The organism is Nostoc sp. C117, from assembly GCF_043099735.1.
In the GTDB taxonomy this organism is placed as follows: Bacteria; Cyanobacteriota; Cyanobacteriia; order Cyanobacteriales; family Nostocaceae; genus Nostoc.
The window spans coordinates 4674600-4690066 of sequence record NZ_CP170991.1 but is presented as its reverse complement, the minus strand read 5'-3'; the positions used below and the strand labels follow the sequence as shown (position 1 = coordinate 4690066).

Annotated in this window: 12 protein-coding genes and 1 pseudogene; 7 read left to right on the top strand and 6 right to left on the bottom strand. The window is 39.8% G+C overall.

Features of this window, described 5'->3' with window-relative positions; all coding sequences use genetic code 11:
- Positions 1-5: 5 nt before the first annotated feature.
- Positions 6-1958 carry a PAS domain S-box protein gene (locus ACFG4S_RS20290; RefSeq protein ID WP_392530826.1) on the bottom strand — a complete coding sequence of 651 codons (1953 nt, stop codon included), beginning with the start codon at positions 1956-1958 and terminating at the stop codon, positions 6-8.
- Between the two features lie 898 nt (positions 1959-2856).
- On the opposite strand from ACFG4S_RS20290, the gene ACFG4S_RS20285 reads away from it, so the two are divergent.
- Positions 2857-3579 carry a WGxxGxxG-CTERM domain-containing protein gene (locus tag ACFG4S_RS20285; protein WP_392530825.1) on the top strand — a complete coding sequence of 241 codons (723 nt, stop codon included), beginning with the start codon at positions 2857-2859 and terminating at the stop codon, positions 3577-3579.
- Between the two features lie 245 nt (positions 3580-3824).
- On the opposite strand, the gene ACFG4S_RS20280 is transcribed toward ACFG4S_RS20285, so the two are convergent.
- Complete coding sequence (locus tag ACFG4S_RS20280; protein ID WP_392530824.1) at positions 3825-5882, bottom strand: potassium channel family protein; 2058 nt, start codon at positions 5880-5882, stop codon at positions 3825-3827.
- A gap of 9 nt (positions 5883-5891) precedes the next feature.
- Here ACFG4S_RS20280 and ACFG4S_RS20275 point away from each other — a divergent pair, with 9 nt between their 5' ends.
- Together ACFG4S_RS20275 and ACFG4S_RS20270 are read left to right on the top strand one after the other, a co-directional pair.
- A complete protein-coding gene (locus ACFG4S_RS20275; protein WP_392530823.1) occupies positions 5892-6014 on the top strand; it encodes a hypothetical protein in 123 nt (40 codons plus the stop codon).
- Between the two features lie 15 nt (positions 6015-6029).
- On the top strand, positions 6030-6521 hold the full coding sequence (locus ACFG4S_RS20270) for a pentapeptide repeat-containing protein (RefSeq protein ID WP_392530822.1): 492 nt from the start codon (positions 6030-6032) through the stop codon (positions 6519-6521).
- 49 nt (positions 6522-6570) lie between these two features.
- Here the strand turns inward: ACFG4S_RS20270 and ACFG4S_RS20265 are convergent, their stop codons facing one another.
- Positions 6571-7344, bottom strand: coding sequence for a glucosamine-6-phosphate deaminase (locus tag ACFG4S_RS20265; RefSeq protein ID WP_392530821.1), 774 nt, complete (start codon positions 7342-7344; stop codon positions 6571-6573).
- Positions 7345-7759: 415 nt separating this feature from the next.
- On the opposite strand from ACFG4S_RS20265, the pseudogene ACFG4S_RS20260 reads away from it, so the two are divergent.
- Positions 7760-8440, top strand: a pseudogene (locus ACFG4S_RS20260) (HAD family hydrolase).
- A gap of 127 nt (positions 8441-8567) precedes the next feature.
- Here ACFG4S_RS20260 and ACFG4S_RS20255 read toward each other — a convergent pair.
- A complete protein-coding gene (locus tag ACFG4S_RS20255; RefSeq protein WP_392530820.1) occupies positions 8568-9203 on the bottom strand; it encodes a PadR family transcriptional regulator in 636 nt (211 codons plus the stop codon).
- 387 nt (positions 9204-9590) lie between these two features.
- Positions 9591-10487 carry an alpha/beta hydrolase gene (locus tag ACFG4S_RS20250; protein ID WP_392536034.1) on the bottom strand — a complete coding sequence of 299 codons (897 nt, stop codon included), beginning with the start codon at positions 10485-10487 and terminating at the stop codon, positions 9591-9593.
- A 193-nt stretch (positions 10488-10680) separates the two neighbouring features.
- On the opposite strand from ACFG4S_RS20250, the gene ACFG4S_RS20245 reads away from it, so the two are divergent.
- Positions 10681-11136, top strand: a complete 456-nt coding sequence (locus ACFG4S_RS20245; protein ID WP_392530819.1) for a helix-turn-helix domain-containing protein — start codon at positions 10681-10683, stop codon at positions 11134-11136.
- A gap of 53 nt (positions 11137-11189) precedes the next feature.
- Here ACFG4S_RS20245 and gatA read toward each other — a convergent pair whose 3' ends face one another.
- Entirely contained in the window at positions 11190-12650 is a 1461-nt protein-coding gene (gatA, locus tag ACFG4S_RS20240; RefSeq protein WP_392530818.1) for an Asp-tRNA(Asn)/Glu-tRNA(Gln) amidotransferase subunit GatA, read from the bottom strand.
- Between the two features lie 452 nt (positions 12651-13102).
- Between gatA and ACFG4S_RS20235 the strand changes: the two genes are divergently transcribed.
- Both ACFG4S_RS20235 and ACFG4S_RS20230 read left to right on the top strand, forming a co-directional pair.
- A complete protein-coding gene (locus tag ACFG4S_RS20235) occupies positions 13103-14455 on the top strand; it encodes an OB-fold nucleic acid binding domain-containing protein (protein ID WP_392530817.1) in 1353 nt (450 codons plus the stop codon).
- Positions 14456-14654: 199 nt separating this feature from the next.
- Positions 14655-15248, top strand: coding sequence for a hypothetical protein (locus tag ACFG4S_RS20230; RefSeq protein WP_392530816.1), 594 nt, complete (start codon positions 14655-14657; stop codon positions 15246-15248).
- Positions 15249-15467: the final 219 nt, after the last annotated feature.

Below are 15467 nucleotides of genomic sequence, written 5' to 3'. Positions count from 1 at the left end.
AATATTTAAAACAAGGTAAATTTCACCTGAAATTCTACTCCGACATCACTTTTTATATTGATATTTCCTCCCAACTGATGAGTGAAAGCATCTACTAGCTGTAAGCCCAATGAGTCGATTTTTTGTAAATCAAAATCTGAGGGTAAACCAATACCATCATCACTAACTATCAGGATAAAATTATTTTGATTGTTTTGGTTAAAATTGATACAAATTGTACCATTTCTCTTTGTGGGAAATGCATATTTTAACGAGTTAGATACAAGCTCATGGATAATTAAGCTACAAGGAATTGCTGTATCCAAGCCTAGTAAAATATGTTCTTCGATATTTATTTTTAAAGCGATCGCATCTTCATTCACTTCGTATGCAGTAAATAAACTAGCTACTAAATCTCGAATATATTCAGCAAAATTAATCCTTGCCAAATCTTGAGACTGATATAATTTTTCGTGAATTAGAGCTATTGATCCAATTCGCTGTTGGCTTTGTTGAAATATTACTAAATCGTGTTTGTCTTTGATGTATGCAGATTGCAGATTTAGTAAACTGCTAATAACCTGTAAGTTATTTTTAACCCGATGATAAATTTCTTTCAATAACACCTCTTTTTCTACAAGCGATGCTTTGATTTGCTCTTGTGAGTACTTGCGATCGCTAATATCTTCAATCACAGAAATAAAATACTTTGGTTCCCCCCTAGGTTCACGCATTAAAGCTACCGTGAGATTAACCCAAACAATGGAAGTATCTTTGCGAAAATAGCGTTTTTCGATTGAGTAAGTTTGAATGCGATCTGCTAAAATATCATCAACATATTTTAGGTCGATATCAAGATCGTCTGGGTGAGTAATATCTTGAAAAGTTAGCAATTGTAGTTCTGCAAGCGTGTAACCAAGAATATCGCAAAGCCTCTGATTAACTAGCAACCACCTGCCATTTATTGCCACATGAGCAATACCAACAGCAGCTTGATGGAATGCAGACCGGAATCGCTCTTCACTTTCCCGCAATGCTTCTTCTATTCGCTGGCGTTGAGTAATTTCTACCTGTAGGGATTGATTAATTCTTGTTAACTCTGCTGTCCGTTCCTCAACCATATTTTCTAATTGGTTAAGTAGGTTATTTAGTGCTTCATCTGCTCGCTTACGTTCAGTAATATCTTTCTGCGTTCCTGTCATTCGCACTACGTTATTATCATCATCCCAGAGCGCTTGACCTCGCTCTAAAATCCATTTGTAAGTGCCATCTTTACATAAAACTCGATGCTCGGTAGTATAAAATGGTGTTTTTTTGGCAAAGTGTTCTTGAACTGCTTGTGTCACCCTTTGACGATCGTCCGGATGCACTCGCATAACTCTTTCATTTAAATTATTGGAAATTTCATTATCTTCGTAACCCAGCATTTCCTTCCAGCGAGTCGAGAAGAAAACCTCATTGGTTTTAACATTCCAGTCCCAAATTCCATCATTATTGCCACGCAAAGCTAATTGCCAGCGTTGTTCGCTTTCTCTTAACACCTTCTCAGTTCGTTTGCGCTCAGCAATTTCCTTTCCTAGTTGGTGGTTTGCCGCCTCTAGTTGAGCAGGACTCGGTAAAGCCAATGCTTGGGGTATTAATGGCACAAGTTTGATGGCTGTAGCTACAGAGACAAAAGCAGTAATAGCTTTGATTAACCCTGATAGCCAATAGGTAGGATACCAAAGCGTCCACACATCCATTAAATGGGTTGTGCCACAAGCAACAATGAATGTGCTAAACATCAGGAATATCCAGTCAAAAGGCACATCTCGCCGTTTACGGACAAAATAAACTAGCATCACTGGAATTGAATAATAAGCAAATCCAGTTAGTACATCTGAAAGCAGATGTAAGTATACCAATTCTGGTTTCCAGAGGTAGCAATGTCCATGCGGAATAAATTGGTTAATAGAGAAAAAACTATTTAAAAACTCCACGATCAAAACCTATACACTGCAAAAGTCTTCATAGAAGCCAGAGTGTGAAGCAATACGCAGATGTTGCTGTGCTATGGGGCAGAAACCATAGGCTTCAGAGCGCCTGGAGGTTGGATAGAGCTTCTAGATCCTTTATTCATCATACTTTCTGAGTTTTTAACCTGATAATTTGGGATTTATTGAAATTAAAATACCGCGATCGCTTTGGTTATTGTTACCGTAGATCTTCTGAAATGAACTATTTATCGTTCACATAAAAACCTTACTTGCGGATTTGTAGTATGTACGAGAGATTTTGCCTATGGCCTCTAACTCGTCAATCTGACAAAGCTACAAGTCTTTGCCAGTCACGATAGAAGATAACATCAGCATTAGATTCTTGGCTTATTAGCCTACTACTTAATATAATTTAATACTTAACTTCTATTACTGTATACAGCCTTTTGGAAAATCATATATATTTTTCGATACAAAAAAATTAGATACGCTTACCCTGCTAAATTACGACGAGCGCATTGTTAATATTGTATCTATCTTGAGGCTTAATTAGCTAATTTTTCTTCATTATTTTCAATCTCAACTTAGTTAAAATTGAAAATAATTCTTTTGACATAACTAGTGTTATTCCTATGTATAGAAGTCCCGAAAAATAGCAGCATGTATTCTAAATTAGAGTAACCTAAACAAATAAACAATCCTTGCTTGTCTAAACTTCAAAGCTTATGGTGGAATTAAGCTAATGATTTTTTCCGCACTAGAAACATTATATAGGTTCAATAATCATTAATCTGTCTAGGGAAGCTAAATCTACTTAATTTCAGTAGCAGATTGAGTAGGCAATATCGATTTTGAAAATCAACAAACCACAAGAATATAGAACATACAAGGAACCATAATCATGAAACCTTCTGATTTATCTAAAGCTGTTTTGGTTAGTCTCTTCGCCATAAGTTTTGCGTCTGCATCTTTACCTGTGTCTGTTTCCGCCCAAAGCGGAAGCTCTGGTAGTGGCACTGGCTCTAGCTCGGGAACTAGTTCTGGTAGTGGTACTAGTAGTACAGGTACAACTGGTACAGGCACTAGTACAAATGGTACTAGTAGTACAGGTACAACTGGTACTGGCACTGGTATAAATGGTACTAGTAGTACAGGTACAACAGGTACAGGAACTGGTACTGGTACTGGTAGTACAACAGGTACTGGAACTGGTACTGGTAGTACAACAGGTACTGGAACTGGTACTGGTAGTACAACAGGTACTGGAACTGGTACTGGCACAACTGGTACTGGCACTGGTATTACAGGTAGTGATAGTACAGGTACAACAGGCACAGGTACAGGCACGGGTACAGGCACAACTACAGATGGCACTGGCACTGGTATTACAGGTAGTGATAGTACAGGTACAACAGGTACAGGCACAACTACAGATGGCACTAGTACAACAGGTACTAACAGGAATACAGGTGTCACAACTTACCAGGAAAATCGCGATCGCGGTTTAGATTGGGGTTGGCTAGGTTTGCTTGGTCTAGGTGGTTTAGCAGGTCTGGCTCGTAATCGTGAAAAAGCTCGGGCTTATAGCGATCCTAATGAAGTAACAGGTTCTCGGCCCAGATAGTAAGCTTTTATGCGTTTCATTTGTAGATTTCCCTGATGACGTTTGGCGGGCGATTGACTGATAACCGCCAACCGTCAACGATTATTGTTGTTTCAGCCTCCCTGACTTTTCACGTCATCTGAAAAAAGGAACACTGTGTGGGGTCAATACTACTCGGATAAGCAGGGGAGGGAAAACTCAACGCCAGCCTCCATTTCTCCCCTTGCTCCCCTTGGTTACGTCAACCAAGAAAACACGTACTAAATTTAATTATTTGATGGTTGCCCAATGAAGATGACATTTGCCAAAACTTGTACTTTCGTCAGTTCCCGCACAAGACGCTGAGCTTGATGTTTATAAAGTGATATTGGTAAAACTCTAGGCAAATCATTCATCCATTGCTTGGCAATAGCGTTACTACATCCCGTAATTAAGACTATTTCTTCTGCACCATAGATAACAGCATTTGTAGTCAAAGCTTTTTCAATCTGCACCTGCCAAAGGCGAGGCAGCATTTCACCCCATTCAATTCGCTGCAAACTACTGCTTGTGGCTAAAACAATCAGGCGATCGCCAGCATTAAGCTTAACATCATACCAGGGCATTAAGTAGTAATTGTCTCGCCGATATTTTTGGTAGAGAATCGGCACAACACTGTAGCCATAGGCTATTTCCGATAAAAGCAACCCATTGAGAGTATCGCCATCTTCAATCTTGTACTCCGTCACCATGACTATTTGCTCGTTTAAGTGAAACAAGCTCAGAACATTTTCTCCAAAGGCCGCACAAGCAAAGACTTCCGCTGACAAAGCCGCGCCACAGAGAACTTGAGCATAGGGAAACAAAGGGGCTATATTATCACTAAATTGGCGGTCTTGAGAGCGGATAATCAAGGTAGTGATGGGGTTCATTGCATGAGCCATCAAACCAATTTCCAGATTTTCCATATTATCGTCCCCAACTAAAACGATGCTTTTAGCATGGGAGAGATTCACCTTAGTTAGTGCTTCGCTAGCATTGCCAACAATAAGGGGCATATCGGGTAAAGTGTTTTGCTCAAGAGTGGTAGTATGAATTCCTACTAAGGGCTGGTTGAGTTCTTGTAAAAGGGTAGCCACTCTCTGTCCCAAGCGATTTAAGCCAATAATCACTACATGGTTGCGTTGTGGGATGGGAGGACGAGAATTGAAAAACTGGAATCTTGAAGTGACAAGAGCATCAGTCACCAGTGCATATAATACTCCGACAAAAGCTTGACCTGTCAACGTTAGTCCCAAGCTAAATAACCTCAACCACCAAGGCATATCGTCTGAGGGTTTTGATTGTGATGCAAATTCAACACCACCAAATAAATCTCCGTATCCTCCTAAAAGCAAGACTGCTGTTGCATAAAAAGCTTCTTGGATGGTGATATCAGGATAATATAAGCGGTAAAGAACTATTGCAACAAACCACAGGATGAGTACGGTAATCGCATAGATTGTTGCAATTCGCCGGATTTGATTTTGGCTTTGGTAGTAAGATTGCCAAAATTCTGCTATTTTTTCCTTGAGATTTTTCGGTGTGATGCCCTGGATAAACTTTTGCCACTGCCATTTTTGACTATTAGATTTTCGATTTTGCTCAGATAAAGCCAAATCGTATGCAACATCAATGTAAACTAGGGTGTCTCCTACCTGCACTTCTGTCTCTGGATTCCAGCCAAACAATTCTTTGGGTGGGTTAGATGAAACAGGTCTGTGACTCAAGATGCGGCGAGTTGTCAGATTGAGTCTATGTACTGGCTTGCCATTACACCAGCTATCCTTCGCTTGTACCTCGTGCTTGATCACTTGCAATAGTTGCCCTTCCAAGGTGAAATATCCAATAGCTTCAGAGCCAAGGGCTGACAGAGCAAAGGCATGAGCCGAGAGATGAGTAGGCTCAAAGGCAACAAAATTGCCGAGATTTTCCCACAAGAGTTGGTTAAAATTTTGTTTATCAGAACGTACAATCAGGCGAACCTGCGGATTAAGACGCCGGGCTGCAAAGGCAGCTTCTATATTTATCCGCTCATTTCTAGTCACTAAAAGTATTGAACGACACTGCCTTATACCTGCTTGCTCTAGAACACTTGGCTGGCGGCAGTCTCCTACGATTAATTTTTCTAGTAAGCTTGGTACTTCTGGGACTTCCCAATGTTCGGGCTGTATATCGTCAATGGCGCTGACTTTAACATCGTATTCTTTTAGGACTTCAACACAATGTTGCCCTAAACTTTGAAGTCCGCATACTAAGAAAAGGTCTTGGGTTTTTTTGGGATTGCTGGTAGGAGGGGAATGCACTTTCTGTCGATGGCAGTATTCGATACTGCTAACAGTATGTGTTTACTAGGATTATATATCACTGTTCGCGCGATCGCTGGAATTGGGCATTGGGCATTGGGCATGGGGAATTGGGCAATATGTGTTACTTGATGTGGGAGTTGAGGTATGGAAAGGGAGAGAGTTACTGTAGAAGAATTTCTCAGACGTTATGCTGCTGGGGAGCGAGATTTCCATCGGATCATTTTAGAATACGCTGACTTGAGTGGGGCTGAACTGCAAGGGATCAATCTGCATGGCGCTCAATTTAATTATGTCAATTTGAGCGGCATCAAGTTGAGGAGTTGTATTTTGAAAGCTCAGTTCATTTACTGTAACTTCAGGGATGCTCTTATCGAGAGTTGTAACTTGGAATGGGCTTGGTTTTATGACTGCGATTTGAGAAGTGCTAATACAAGGGTATGCGATCTGACTAGTACTCATTTCATTAGAGTCAACCTTCAAGGTGCTAAGTTGCGTGGATTTGGCGAAGATCCTTGTAAGTACTGGGATGTCATTCGACACGATGGGGTTTTCGTCCCTGGTTTTACCTTCGACCTGTATATTGCTGAACGTATTGCTGAAAGCAAAACTAAAGGGGATGGTGAGCTTGATTTTTAATACATCACCAAAGACTTTTAAAACATCTTCTGATAATTCCGAGAGAAGTTCAAGAAAGCAAACTAGCAGAATTAACATCCAAAAATAACGTCGCTTGGGATTGTTGACGGAGTATAGAAGCTGGACAATCTGTACTTATAGCTCCTTGCAACATCTCTTTTACCACATTCGCTTTACGTTTTTCTGGAGCAAGACAGATAATTTTTTTGGCTGAACAAATCATCGGAATGGTAACAGTAAAAGCGTATTGTGGGACAGTTTCTAGATTCGGAAAGTGACCTGTGCTTACTTGTTGCTGACGGTTCACCGCATCCAGTTTCACTAGTTTCACATTGTAAGGATCTTGGAAATTTGCTACTGCTGGATCGTTAAAAGCTAAATGTCCATTTTCGCCAATACCAAGACAGCATAAGTCAATTGGTTGTGCTTGCAATAATTTCGTGTAGCGATCGCACTCTGCCACTGGTTGCAGTGTATCACCTTCTAGATAGTGAAATTCTTTCGGAAAAACCCGTTTCTCTACACGTTCTCGCATATAGCGCCGAAAACTGGCTGAATGGTCACCACTAATTCCCAAATACTCATCTAGATGGAACAGAATAACCCGTGACCAATCTACACCACCCAATGCAATCAATGCATCGAGAAATTTCAATTGGGAGTTACCTGTTGCTAACAACACAGCAGCTATATCCTGTTCTTTGAGAATTTGCAGTAAATACTTTTGCACGATTTCGGCAACATCCTGAGCCATTTCGACTTCAGAGTTATAAATCTGCACCAGTAAATCATCAACGCGAAAAAATTTTGTGGTGGCTAGCATTTGCTTACGTTGAAAGTTACTAATTATACGCCAGTTACTGAAAATAGTAATCAGTTATTTCCCTGTTTAGCTAATGCGCGTCTAAAGTATATAAACACTATTGATGGTTGTTGACTGTTAACTGTTGACGGGTTTTCAGTCATCAGTCATCAGGTAAATTTACAAATTAAAAGCGTAACAGTTTAACTGATTACTGAAGACCCTGTATATGTCTACCCTTACATGCCATATCCAGCATAGATTTTAGATTTAGCAGATTAATTTCTGACTCTTAAGATTTAGTTAAAATCTTCCCCATAGTAAACTAATTTATTCCTCAGTCCCCAGTATTGACTAAGGAACAATCACTAAGGACAAAAAACAATGTAAACTATTTAAATTAAGTTAACAATTATTTACATTTTACCCAAAAATCATGCTGGCTGCAATTCTTTTTGACCTAGACGGCACTATTGTCAATACTGACCCCATACACTACCAAGCTTGGCAGGAAATGCTGTTAAATTACGGTATAGAAATTGACGAAACATTTTATAAATCCCGAATTAGTGGAGGGCTGAATCCAGAAATTGTTAAGGATATTCTGCCACAATTATCAGCAGCAGAAGGGCAAAAATTTGCAGACGAAAAAGAGGCGCTTTTCCGCAAACTCGCCCCGAATCTCAAACCCCTGAGTGGATTTTCTGAACTATTAGCATGGACAGACACACATCATTTAAAACGTGCATTAGTAACTAATGCTCCTAGACTAAATGCAGAATTTATGCTATAAGTTTTAGGAATAAAAGAAGCTTTCCATACAGTTGTTTTGGCGGATGATTGTATTGCAGGTAAACCTGACCCTGCACCGTACCAAGCTGCCTTGAGCAAGTTAGGAATTACAGCAGAACAAGCGATCGCTTTAGAAGACTCTCCTTCTGGAATTCGTTCTGCCGTGAGCGCAGATATCCGCACCATTGGCATAGCCTCCACCCATAATCCGCAACTCTTACAAGATATTGGCGCATTTATGGCAATACCAGATTTTACTGATTTGCAGTTGTGGACATTCCTCAACTCACTGATCGCCGAAGATTCAAGTGCGATCGCTTCATGATGAACATCACATAAAGATGCACGACAGCGAACGCTAAGCGTAGTCAAACTACTCATTTATGAAGGTTTGTAGTCAGCACTAAAGTGCTGAGAAAATAAGGACTTTAGTCCTTACTACGAGCCTCTACTTATTTCTCAGCCATAATTGCATAAATTTCGCGCTTAACTTGCTCTAGAAGCTCACGCACCCGATTTATCCGCTCCATATTTCCACTGCGAGCAACCTGCACCACCACAGCAGCTAATTCTGTAGCCGCATTCCGTAACTCAATAAATTCTTGAGGCTTACCTGTCACAAAACTTTTGAAGGTATCCCAAGGAGAATCTGAAGTTTCTTGTTGGGTACGTTCTGCTAAAAGTTGTCTACCCTCATCGGTAATTGTGTAAATCCGCTTGCCACCTTCCTGCGCGCTCGTTAAATAACCACCTTCTTCCAATAGTTGCAGTGTTGGATACACTGAGCCAGGACTGAGGCGACGGAAACCACCATAACGAGTTTCCATTTCTTTAATCAGGTCGTAACCATGACTAGGATGCTCGGATAACAATTCCAGCAGGATGAACTTGATGTCACCCCGACGATTCCGATATTCATCTCCCCAACCACGACCAAACATTTCATTGCCAAAATGTTTCTCATGATGTCTACCATGATGCTCATGATGCTTGCCATGCTCAAACCAAGACTTGACAAGCAAGAAATCATCTTCGCTAACTCCTGCCCATACAGGTGCGCCAAAACGTGACCGAAAGTGTCTAAACATAAGTGAATCTCAAATCAACTATCTCTAATATACGATATATCAGAATATATCGCGATATATCGGATAGAATTTTTATGAAGATTTGTGAATTAATGGCATTTCACAAAATACCTGTTAAGTTCCTATGGCTAGATAGCTGTGCAACCATTTGGTTGCAAAAATTGGTAACGACGGAGAAACTAGACTTCTTGCAGAAGTCGGGAAAAGGGGAAGGTGGGGTCCCAAGAAGGGGATAAGGGGGAAAGGTTTTGTATTTTCCCTTTCCCCTTTATCCTTTTCCCTTTTCCCACCTCTTGCAAAAAGCACTTTTGCAAGAGGTCTACTGTGTAGGTGTAGCCCGTCGTGGATATTGCTCTATTTAGCGATCGCCTAATATTCAGGTTAAAGTTATCGTTTATGAGTTATCTGCACTTGTTGGAGAAAAGACTCTACCCACTGCAAATATTGTGAACCGGCAACTACTGCGGTGTTATTATGGTCTGCTCCTGCAACTAAGAGTAGTTGCTTTGGTTCGGGAGCCGCAGCATAAAGTTTTTGGCTCATGAAAGAGGGTACAGTCGAATCAAGAGCGCCATGAATGAATAAAACTGGCACTTTTAAATTTGGCAATTTTTTAATAGATTCAAACTTCTGTGTCAAGATTAAATCCACAGGAAACATCTGAAACATCTTTCGATAAGTGATTAAATCGCGGATAGAGGTAAAAGAGCTTTCTACGATTAAAGCAGCGGCTTGTGGGTGTTTTACAGCCAAATCGATGGCGATCGCACCCCCCAAAGAATGACCATAAATAAAAATTTGGCTTGGTGAAATATTTTGTTGCTGCACTAAGTAATTCCAAGCTGTGGCTGCATCTTCATAAACTCGCTTTTCATTGGGAAAGCCGCCTTCGCTACGACCATAACCCCGATAATCAATCAGCAACACCGAAAACCCTAGTTGATGAAACCGATTGGCATGAGCTACATTTGCACCAATATTGATACCGTTACCGTGTAAGTATAGCAACACCTTAGCATTGGGTTGGTTGGCTTTGATCCACCAACCATGAATGTGTTCAACCTTACCTGGTTTAACTTTTACAGCTAACCAAACATCTTCGTAAGGGAGATAAAAAAACTCTGGTGTCTTTTCAATAACAGCAGAGGGAAAGAAAATGAACCGAGTTTGTCCGATAAAAAGAAGTACACAGATAGCAAAATAAGCGATCGCTGCAATTATCCCAACCCACAGTAAAAGTCGTGAAAATACTTGTATTATAAATTGCAGCTTCTTAATTTTTATGCCCATTTTTTGATGTAAAAAGTATGCATTGTAACAAAAAATATACTTACCTTGAGCGGCTTTAGCATTTTGGAATGCAGGATTAAGCTATTATGAAAAAAATTAATCCGAAAATCAAATATTCAGTAATTTTACGTATGCATATTTAAGTCTTCTCCATGAAAGTAGAATTAGCCCATACTAGGAGAAGACTGTGACGTTCTTAAACGAAGCTCAAGTAGAGCAACTAAAGGAAATAAGCACACACTTACGAAAAGTTAGACAAGAGAAATCTATCCGCCTAGAAGAAATAGCTGCTCAAACAAAAATTAGACCAGGTGTTTTGGAAGCCTTAGAACAAGAGCAATTTGAAGAATTACCTGAGCCTATTTTTCTTCAAGGATTGATTCGTCGCTATGGGGATGCTTTAGGGTTGGATGGAAATGCTTTATCATACAGCCTTATAACCAATGTTGTGCGCCAAAACTCCAAAAATTCTCATAAGAATTTTGAGAATAAACGAAATACATATATACCTCTTGTTCTGACCTATATTTTATTATTAGTGGGTGCATCTGCCGGTCTTGTTTATACACTTAATCCACGACTTACATCTGAATCCCTGGCACCAGAGGACAACAATCAACAATCAATAGTTAGTAATCAGTGAGGGAGCAGAAGCTAGAAGAGAAATGACCAATGACCAATGACTAATGACAATTTTCAAGATATTTTCGGTTTACGCAGATGCCAACTAGTTGATTGCTCATAAGCATAAGCTACCTGAAACAATTGATCTTCTCGCAGCACATTACCAATTAGCTGTAATCCTATGGGTAACCCTCGATCGTCAAAACCACATGGCAAACTTAAACTAGGTAAACCAGCAAGATTTACAGGAATAGTCATCAAGTCAGTTAAATACATACTCAAGGGGTCAGTCGTTTTTTCCCCTGCTTTGAATGCTGTAGTGGGAGATGTGGGACAGACTAACACATCAACCACGCCAAAAGCCTTTTCAAAGTCTTGCTTAATCAGTGTGCGGACTTTTTGCGCTTTCAAGTAGTAGGCGTCATAATAACCAGCCGAAAGGGCATAAGTCCCGATCATAATCCGGCGTTTAACTTCTGTACCAAAACCAGTGGCACGGGTACGAGTATACATCGATAGCAAATTATCAGCATCAGCAGCGCGGTAACCATATTTAACGCCATCGTAACGAGCCAGGTTTGCTGATGCTTCTGATGGGGCGATAATGTAATAAGTAGGTAAGCCGTAACGAAAGCGGGGACAGGAAACTATATGAATTTCTGCTCCCAAACTTTGTAGTTGATCTACTGCTTTGGTTACAGCTTCTTCCACAACAGAGTCTAAGCCTTCACCAAAAGTTTCTTTGATGATACCAATTCTTAAAAGACCTCTGGGTTTGAAGTCTGGTTTTAAACTAGCGGCGTAGTTGGGAATAGGAACTTTAAGGCTAGTAGAGTCTTTAGGATCGTAACCTGCGATCGCACTCAATAATATAGCAGCATCTTCTACCGTGTTTCCAAATGGCCCAATTTGGTCTAAAGACGAAGCATAAGCTACCAAACCATAACGCGAAACCAAACCATAAGTTGGTTTCATCCCCACCACACCGCAAAAAGACGCTGGCTGGCGAATCGAACCCCCAGTATCAGAACCAAGAGCAACCACACATTCTTCGGCTGCTACCGCAGCAGCAGAACCCCCTGAAGAACCACCTGGAACTCGTGACAAATCCCAAGGATTAGCCGTCACTTGGTAAGCAGAGTTTTCAGTGGAACTACCCATTGCAAACTCATCTAAGTTGGTTTTACCCACCATTACCGCCCCAGCATCTGCAAGTTTTTGTGTCGCCGTTGATTCATAAGGCGGTACAAAATTTTCCAAAATCCGGGAGGCGCAGGTGGTAGGAATCCCTTTGGTACACATGTTGTCTTTAATACCTACAGGAATTCCTGCTAGTAGTCCAATTTCTTCTCCGGCAGCAATTTTTGCATCCACAGTACCCGCCTGTTCTAATGCCCGTTCTGCCGTGACACATAAAAAGCTGTGCAATTTCGGCTCTAAGGTTTGAATACGCTCTAAAGCTTCTTGGGTAATTTCAACGGCAGAACGTTCTTTTTTTACTAGCTGTTCGTGCAACTCGCGGATGGATGCCATGATTGCTCTCTTAGTGACTCAAATCATTGATTCTAGTACATATTGAATGAGATTGGGAATGGGGGATTGGGGAAGGTGGGGTCCCCTCTGGGGATAAGGGGTAATGGGGATTGGGGAAATGAGGGAGACAAGGAAATAAACAAAACTCCTAACTCCTAACTCAGCACTCCTAATGCTCTATGCCCCATACCGAATCATAGATACCTGGTTAAGCGGATTAATATGTATTTCAATGTGTTTAATACTTTTTGAAAACACCAATTATCTGCCTATTAACTGTCTATTTATTGGTTCACTAAACTTTTGATATATTATGGTTAATTTTGTGTAAGAGTATATCAATGTTTTCTAATTTGGAGGAATTGTATTATCAGTATTACTCAATTTACAATTTTCATCATTTTATCAATTAATTAATTTTGTTTGCAAAATTTGTTTTCAGAGGGGTTAGGATGGTAAAAATACTGACACGCAAATATTTAGGCAGAGAAAATGTCTATGATATTGGGGTTGAGTGTGACCATAATTTTGTTATAAAAAATGGTTTAATAGCTTCCAATTGTTTCAATAAATCCCATTCAACTGCCTATGGTTACGTAACTTATCAAACAGCGTATTTGAAAGCTAATTACCCATTGGAATACATGGCGGCACTGTTGACGGCTAACAGTGGCGATACAGATAAGGTACAGAGATATATTACTAACTGTGCAAATATGGGTATTCCCATAGATCCGCCAGATATTAATCGTTCTGGTGTTGATTTTACGCCAACCGCCGGAAAAATTTTATTTGGATTCTCGGCAGTGCGTAATGTGGGACAAAATGCGATCGCTTGTATTTTGGAGGCGAGAAATGAGACAGGAGAGTTTAAATCTCTGGCTGATTTTTGCGATCGCGTGGATCTACGTGCTGTTAACCGCCGCACTCTGGAGTCACTGATTTATTGTGGAGCCTTTGACAAAATTCAACCCAACCGACAACAGTTAATAAATGACTCAGAATTAGTATACGATTGGGCACAATCTCGCGCTAAAGATAGAGCTAGTGGTCAAGGTAATCTCTTTGATTTATTAGGTGATGGATTTTCTCAAACTCAAAATAAAAGAGCAAATAATGCCTTTGAAACTGCTCCCAAATCTCAATCTGTGATGGATTTTCCTCCACAGAAAAAATTACAAATGGAGAAAGAATTATTAGGCTTTTATGTATCAGATCATCCCCTAAAATCTTTACGGCAAATAGTGCCACTTTTGACTCCAATTAACCTTTCTCAACTTGGAGAACAAAGGGAAGATACAAAACTTTGTGCAGTTGTCATGTTGAATAATGTGAAAAAAGTCGTCACTAAAAAAGGCGACCAGATGGCAATTTTGCAAATAGAAGACCTAACGACACAATTAGAGGCTGTAGTCTTTCCCAAAACCTATGAACGTATTAGTTCCATACTCCAAGTTGATACCAGATTGATTATCTGGGGAAAAGTAGATCGACGTGACGAACAAACCCAATTTATCCTTGAAGATGCAGAACCAGTGGAAACAGTACAAATGGTAATGGTGGAGTTAAATCCCCAGCAAGCAGGTAATATGGAAGACCTACATCGCTTGAAAACAATTTTGCAAGAGCATTCACCAGATAAAGAAAAGGCAAAAATGCCAGTGATTGGAATTATACAAACTGAACATTCGCGTAAACTTGTTCGTTTGGGTTGGCAATTTTGCGTACAAGATTCTAGAATAACCGTTCAAGCTTTGCAAAATGCCAGTTTTCCTGCTCATCTAAAATCCCTTATTGGTAGCTGATTTTAGAAGTAAAAAGTCCTCCAGTACTGAAAGCAAGTTAAATCAGTTTTTCTTAGCTGTCAACAGTATATTGCCTTAAGTATTTAGGCTAGTAAGGGTTTTTTTAGTTACTTATGCGGATGAAATTTCTCTTAAGGACATGGTATCTTTTTATGCCATAGCCCTTAAGGCTGCGACTGGGGGAAGGAGTTATAACTTGATGACCGTTAATGAGTTACATAAATTTGTTTCATACTGTAAAAGAATTCAACCCCAAACTCAGGAGGACATTCAAAAATTTTTTGAAGGGGTGCTGTTGTTTCCTTATGATAAGGAACTGCTATTGCAAGCTTATTTGTTTCTGAATATTAAAGATTTATTTCCCTCTTGCGCGGAATTGTTGTTATTTGAAAAATCTCCAATATCAGATTATACCGATTTAGGAAAGTGCGATTTTGTTTACTTGACCTTTAAAGGTAGTCTGTTTTTAGTTGAAACTAAGTTTATTGATACAGAAGCAACAGGAGCGACAGAAAGAAAAAGAAGAAATAAACACAGAAATAAGGTATTTGAGCAAGTTATTACTTTAAAAGGTCGATTTAGTGAATATTGGAATATTAGGCTAGATCAATTAGAGTGTGGGGTTTTTACAACAGATCCAGAAGTTGCTTGGCGAGGAAATGGTGTGAATGTCACATCTAAATCAATATCTATAGACTATCTTGAAAAATGGCGAAGAACTTATCACACTAGTGAAAAATGTATTGGGTCAGCAAACATTATTAATTCCAACCAAAAATCCATTATCCATTAATTGATTTGTAGAAACAGAACTAGTTTTTGTCAATTCAGCTATAGCGTTTCCCAGTTTGTTAAGGTGTTAAGGTGTACTTCAACAAACTAGGAAACGCTATGGTGGAGTGGCAGTCTCTGCTTTTAATTTTTGCTTGAGTTTAATTTTTAGTACCTTATAATTTTATAACCCTAATACTGCATCACAATATTTTCTCTTTTGGAGTCAACCAATTATTTA

Excerpts from the sequence above, each read along its gene's own strand:
- ACFG4S_RS20285 (WP_392530825.1), top strand. The coding sequence starts at position 2,857 with ATGAAACCTTCTGATTTATCTAAAGCTGTTTTGGTTAGTCTCTTCGCC.
- ACFG4S_RS20275 (WP_392530823.1), top strand. The coding sequence starts at position 5,892 with ATGGCAGTATTCGATACTGCTAACAGTATGTGTTTACTAGGATTATAT.
- ACFG4S_RS20270 (WP_392530822.1), top strand. The coding sequence starts at position 6,030 with ATGGAAAGGGAGAGAGTTACTGTAGAAGAATTTCTCAGACGTTATGCT.
- ACFG4S_RS20265 (WP_392530821.1), bottom strand. The coding sequence starts at position 7,344 with ATGCTAGCCACCACAAAATTTTTTCGCGTTGATGATTTACTGGTGCAG.
- ACFG4S_RS20255 (WP_392530820.1), bottom strand. The coding sequence starts at position 9,203 with ATGTTTAGACACTTTCGGTCACGTTTTGGCGCACCTGTATGGGCAGGA.
- gatA (WP_392530818.1), bottom strand. The coding sequence starts at position 12,650 with ATGGCATCCATCCGCGAGTTGCACGAACAGCTAGTAAAAAAAGAACGT.
- ACFG4S_RS20235 (WP_392530817.1), top strand. The coding sequence starts at position 13,103 with ATGGTAAAAATACTGACACGCAAATATTTAGGCAGAGAAAATGTCTAT.
- ACFG4S_RS20230 (WP_392530816.1), top strand. The coding sequence starts at position 14,655 with ATGACCGTTAATGAGTTACATAAATTTGTTTCATACTGTAAAAGAATT.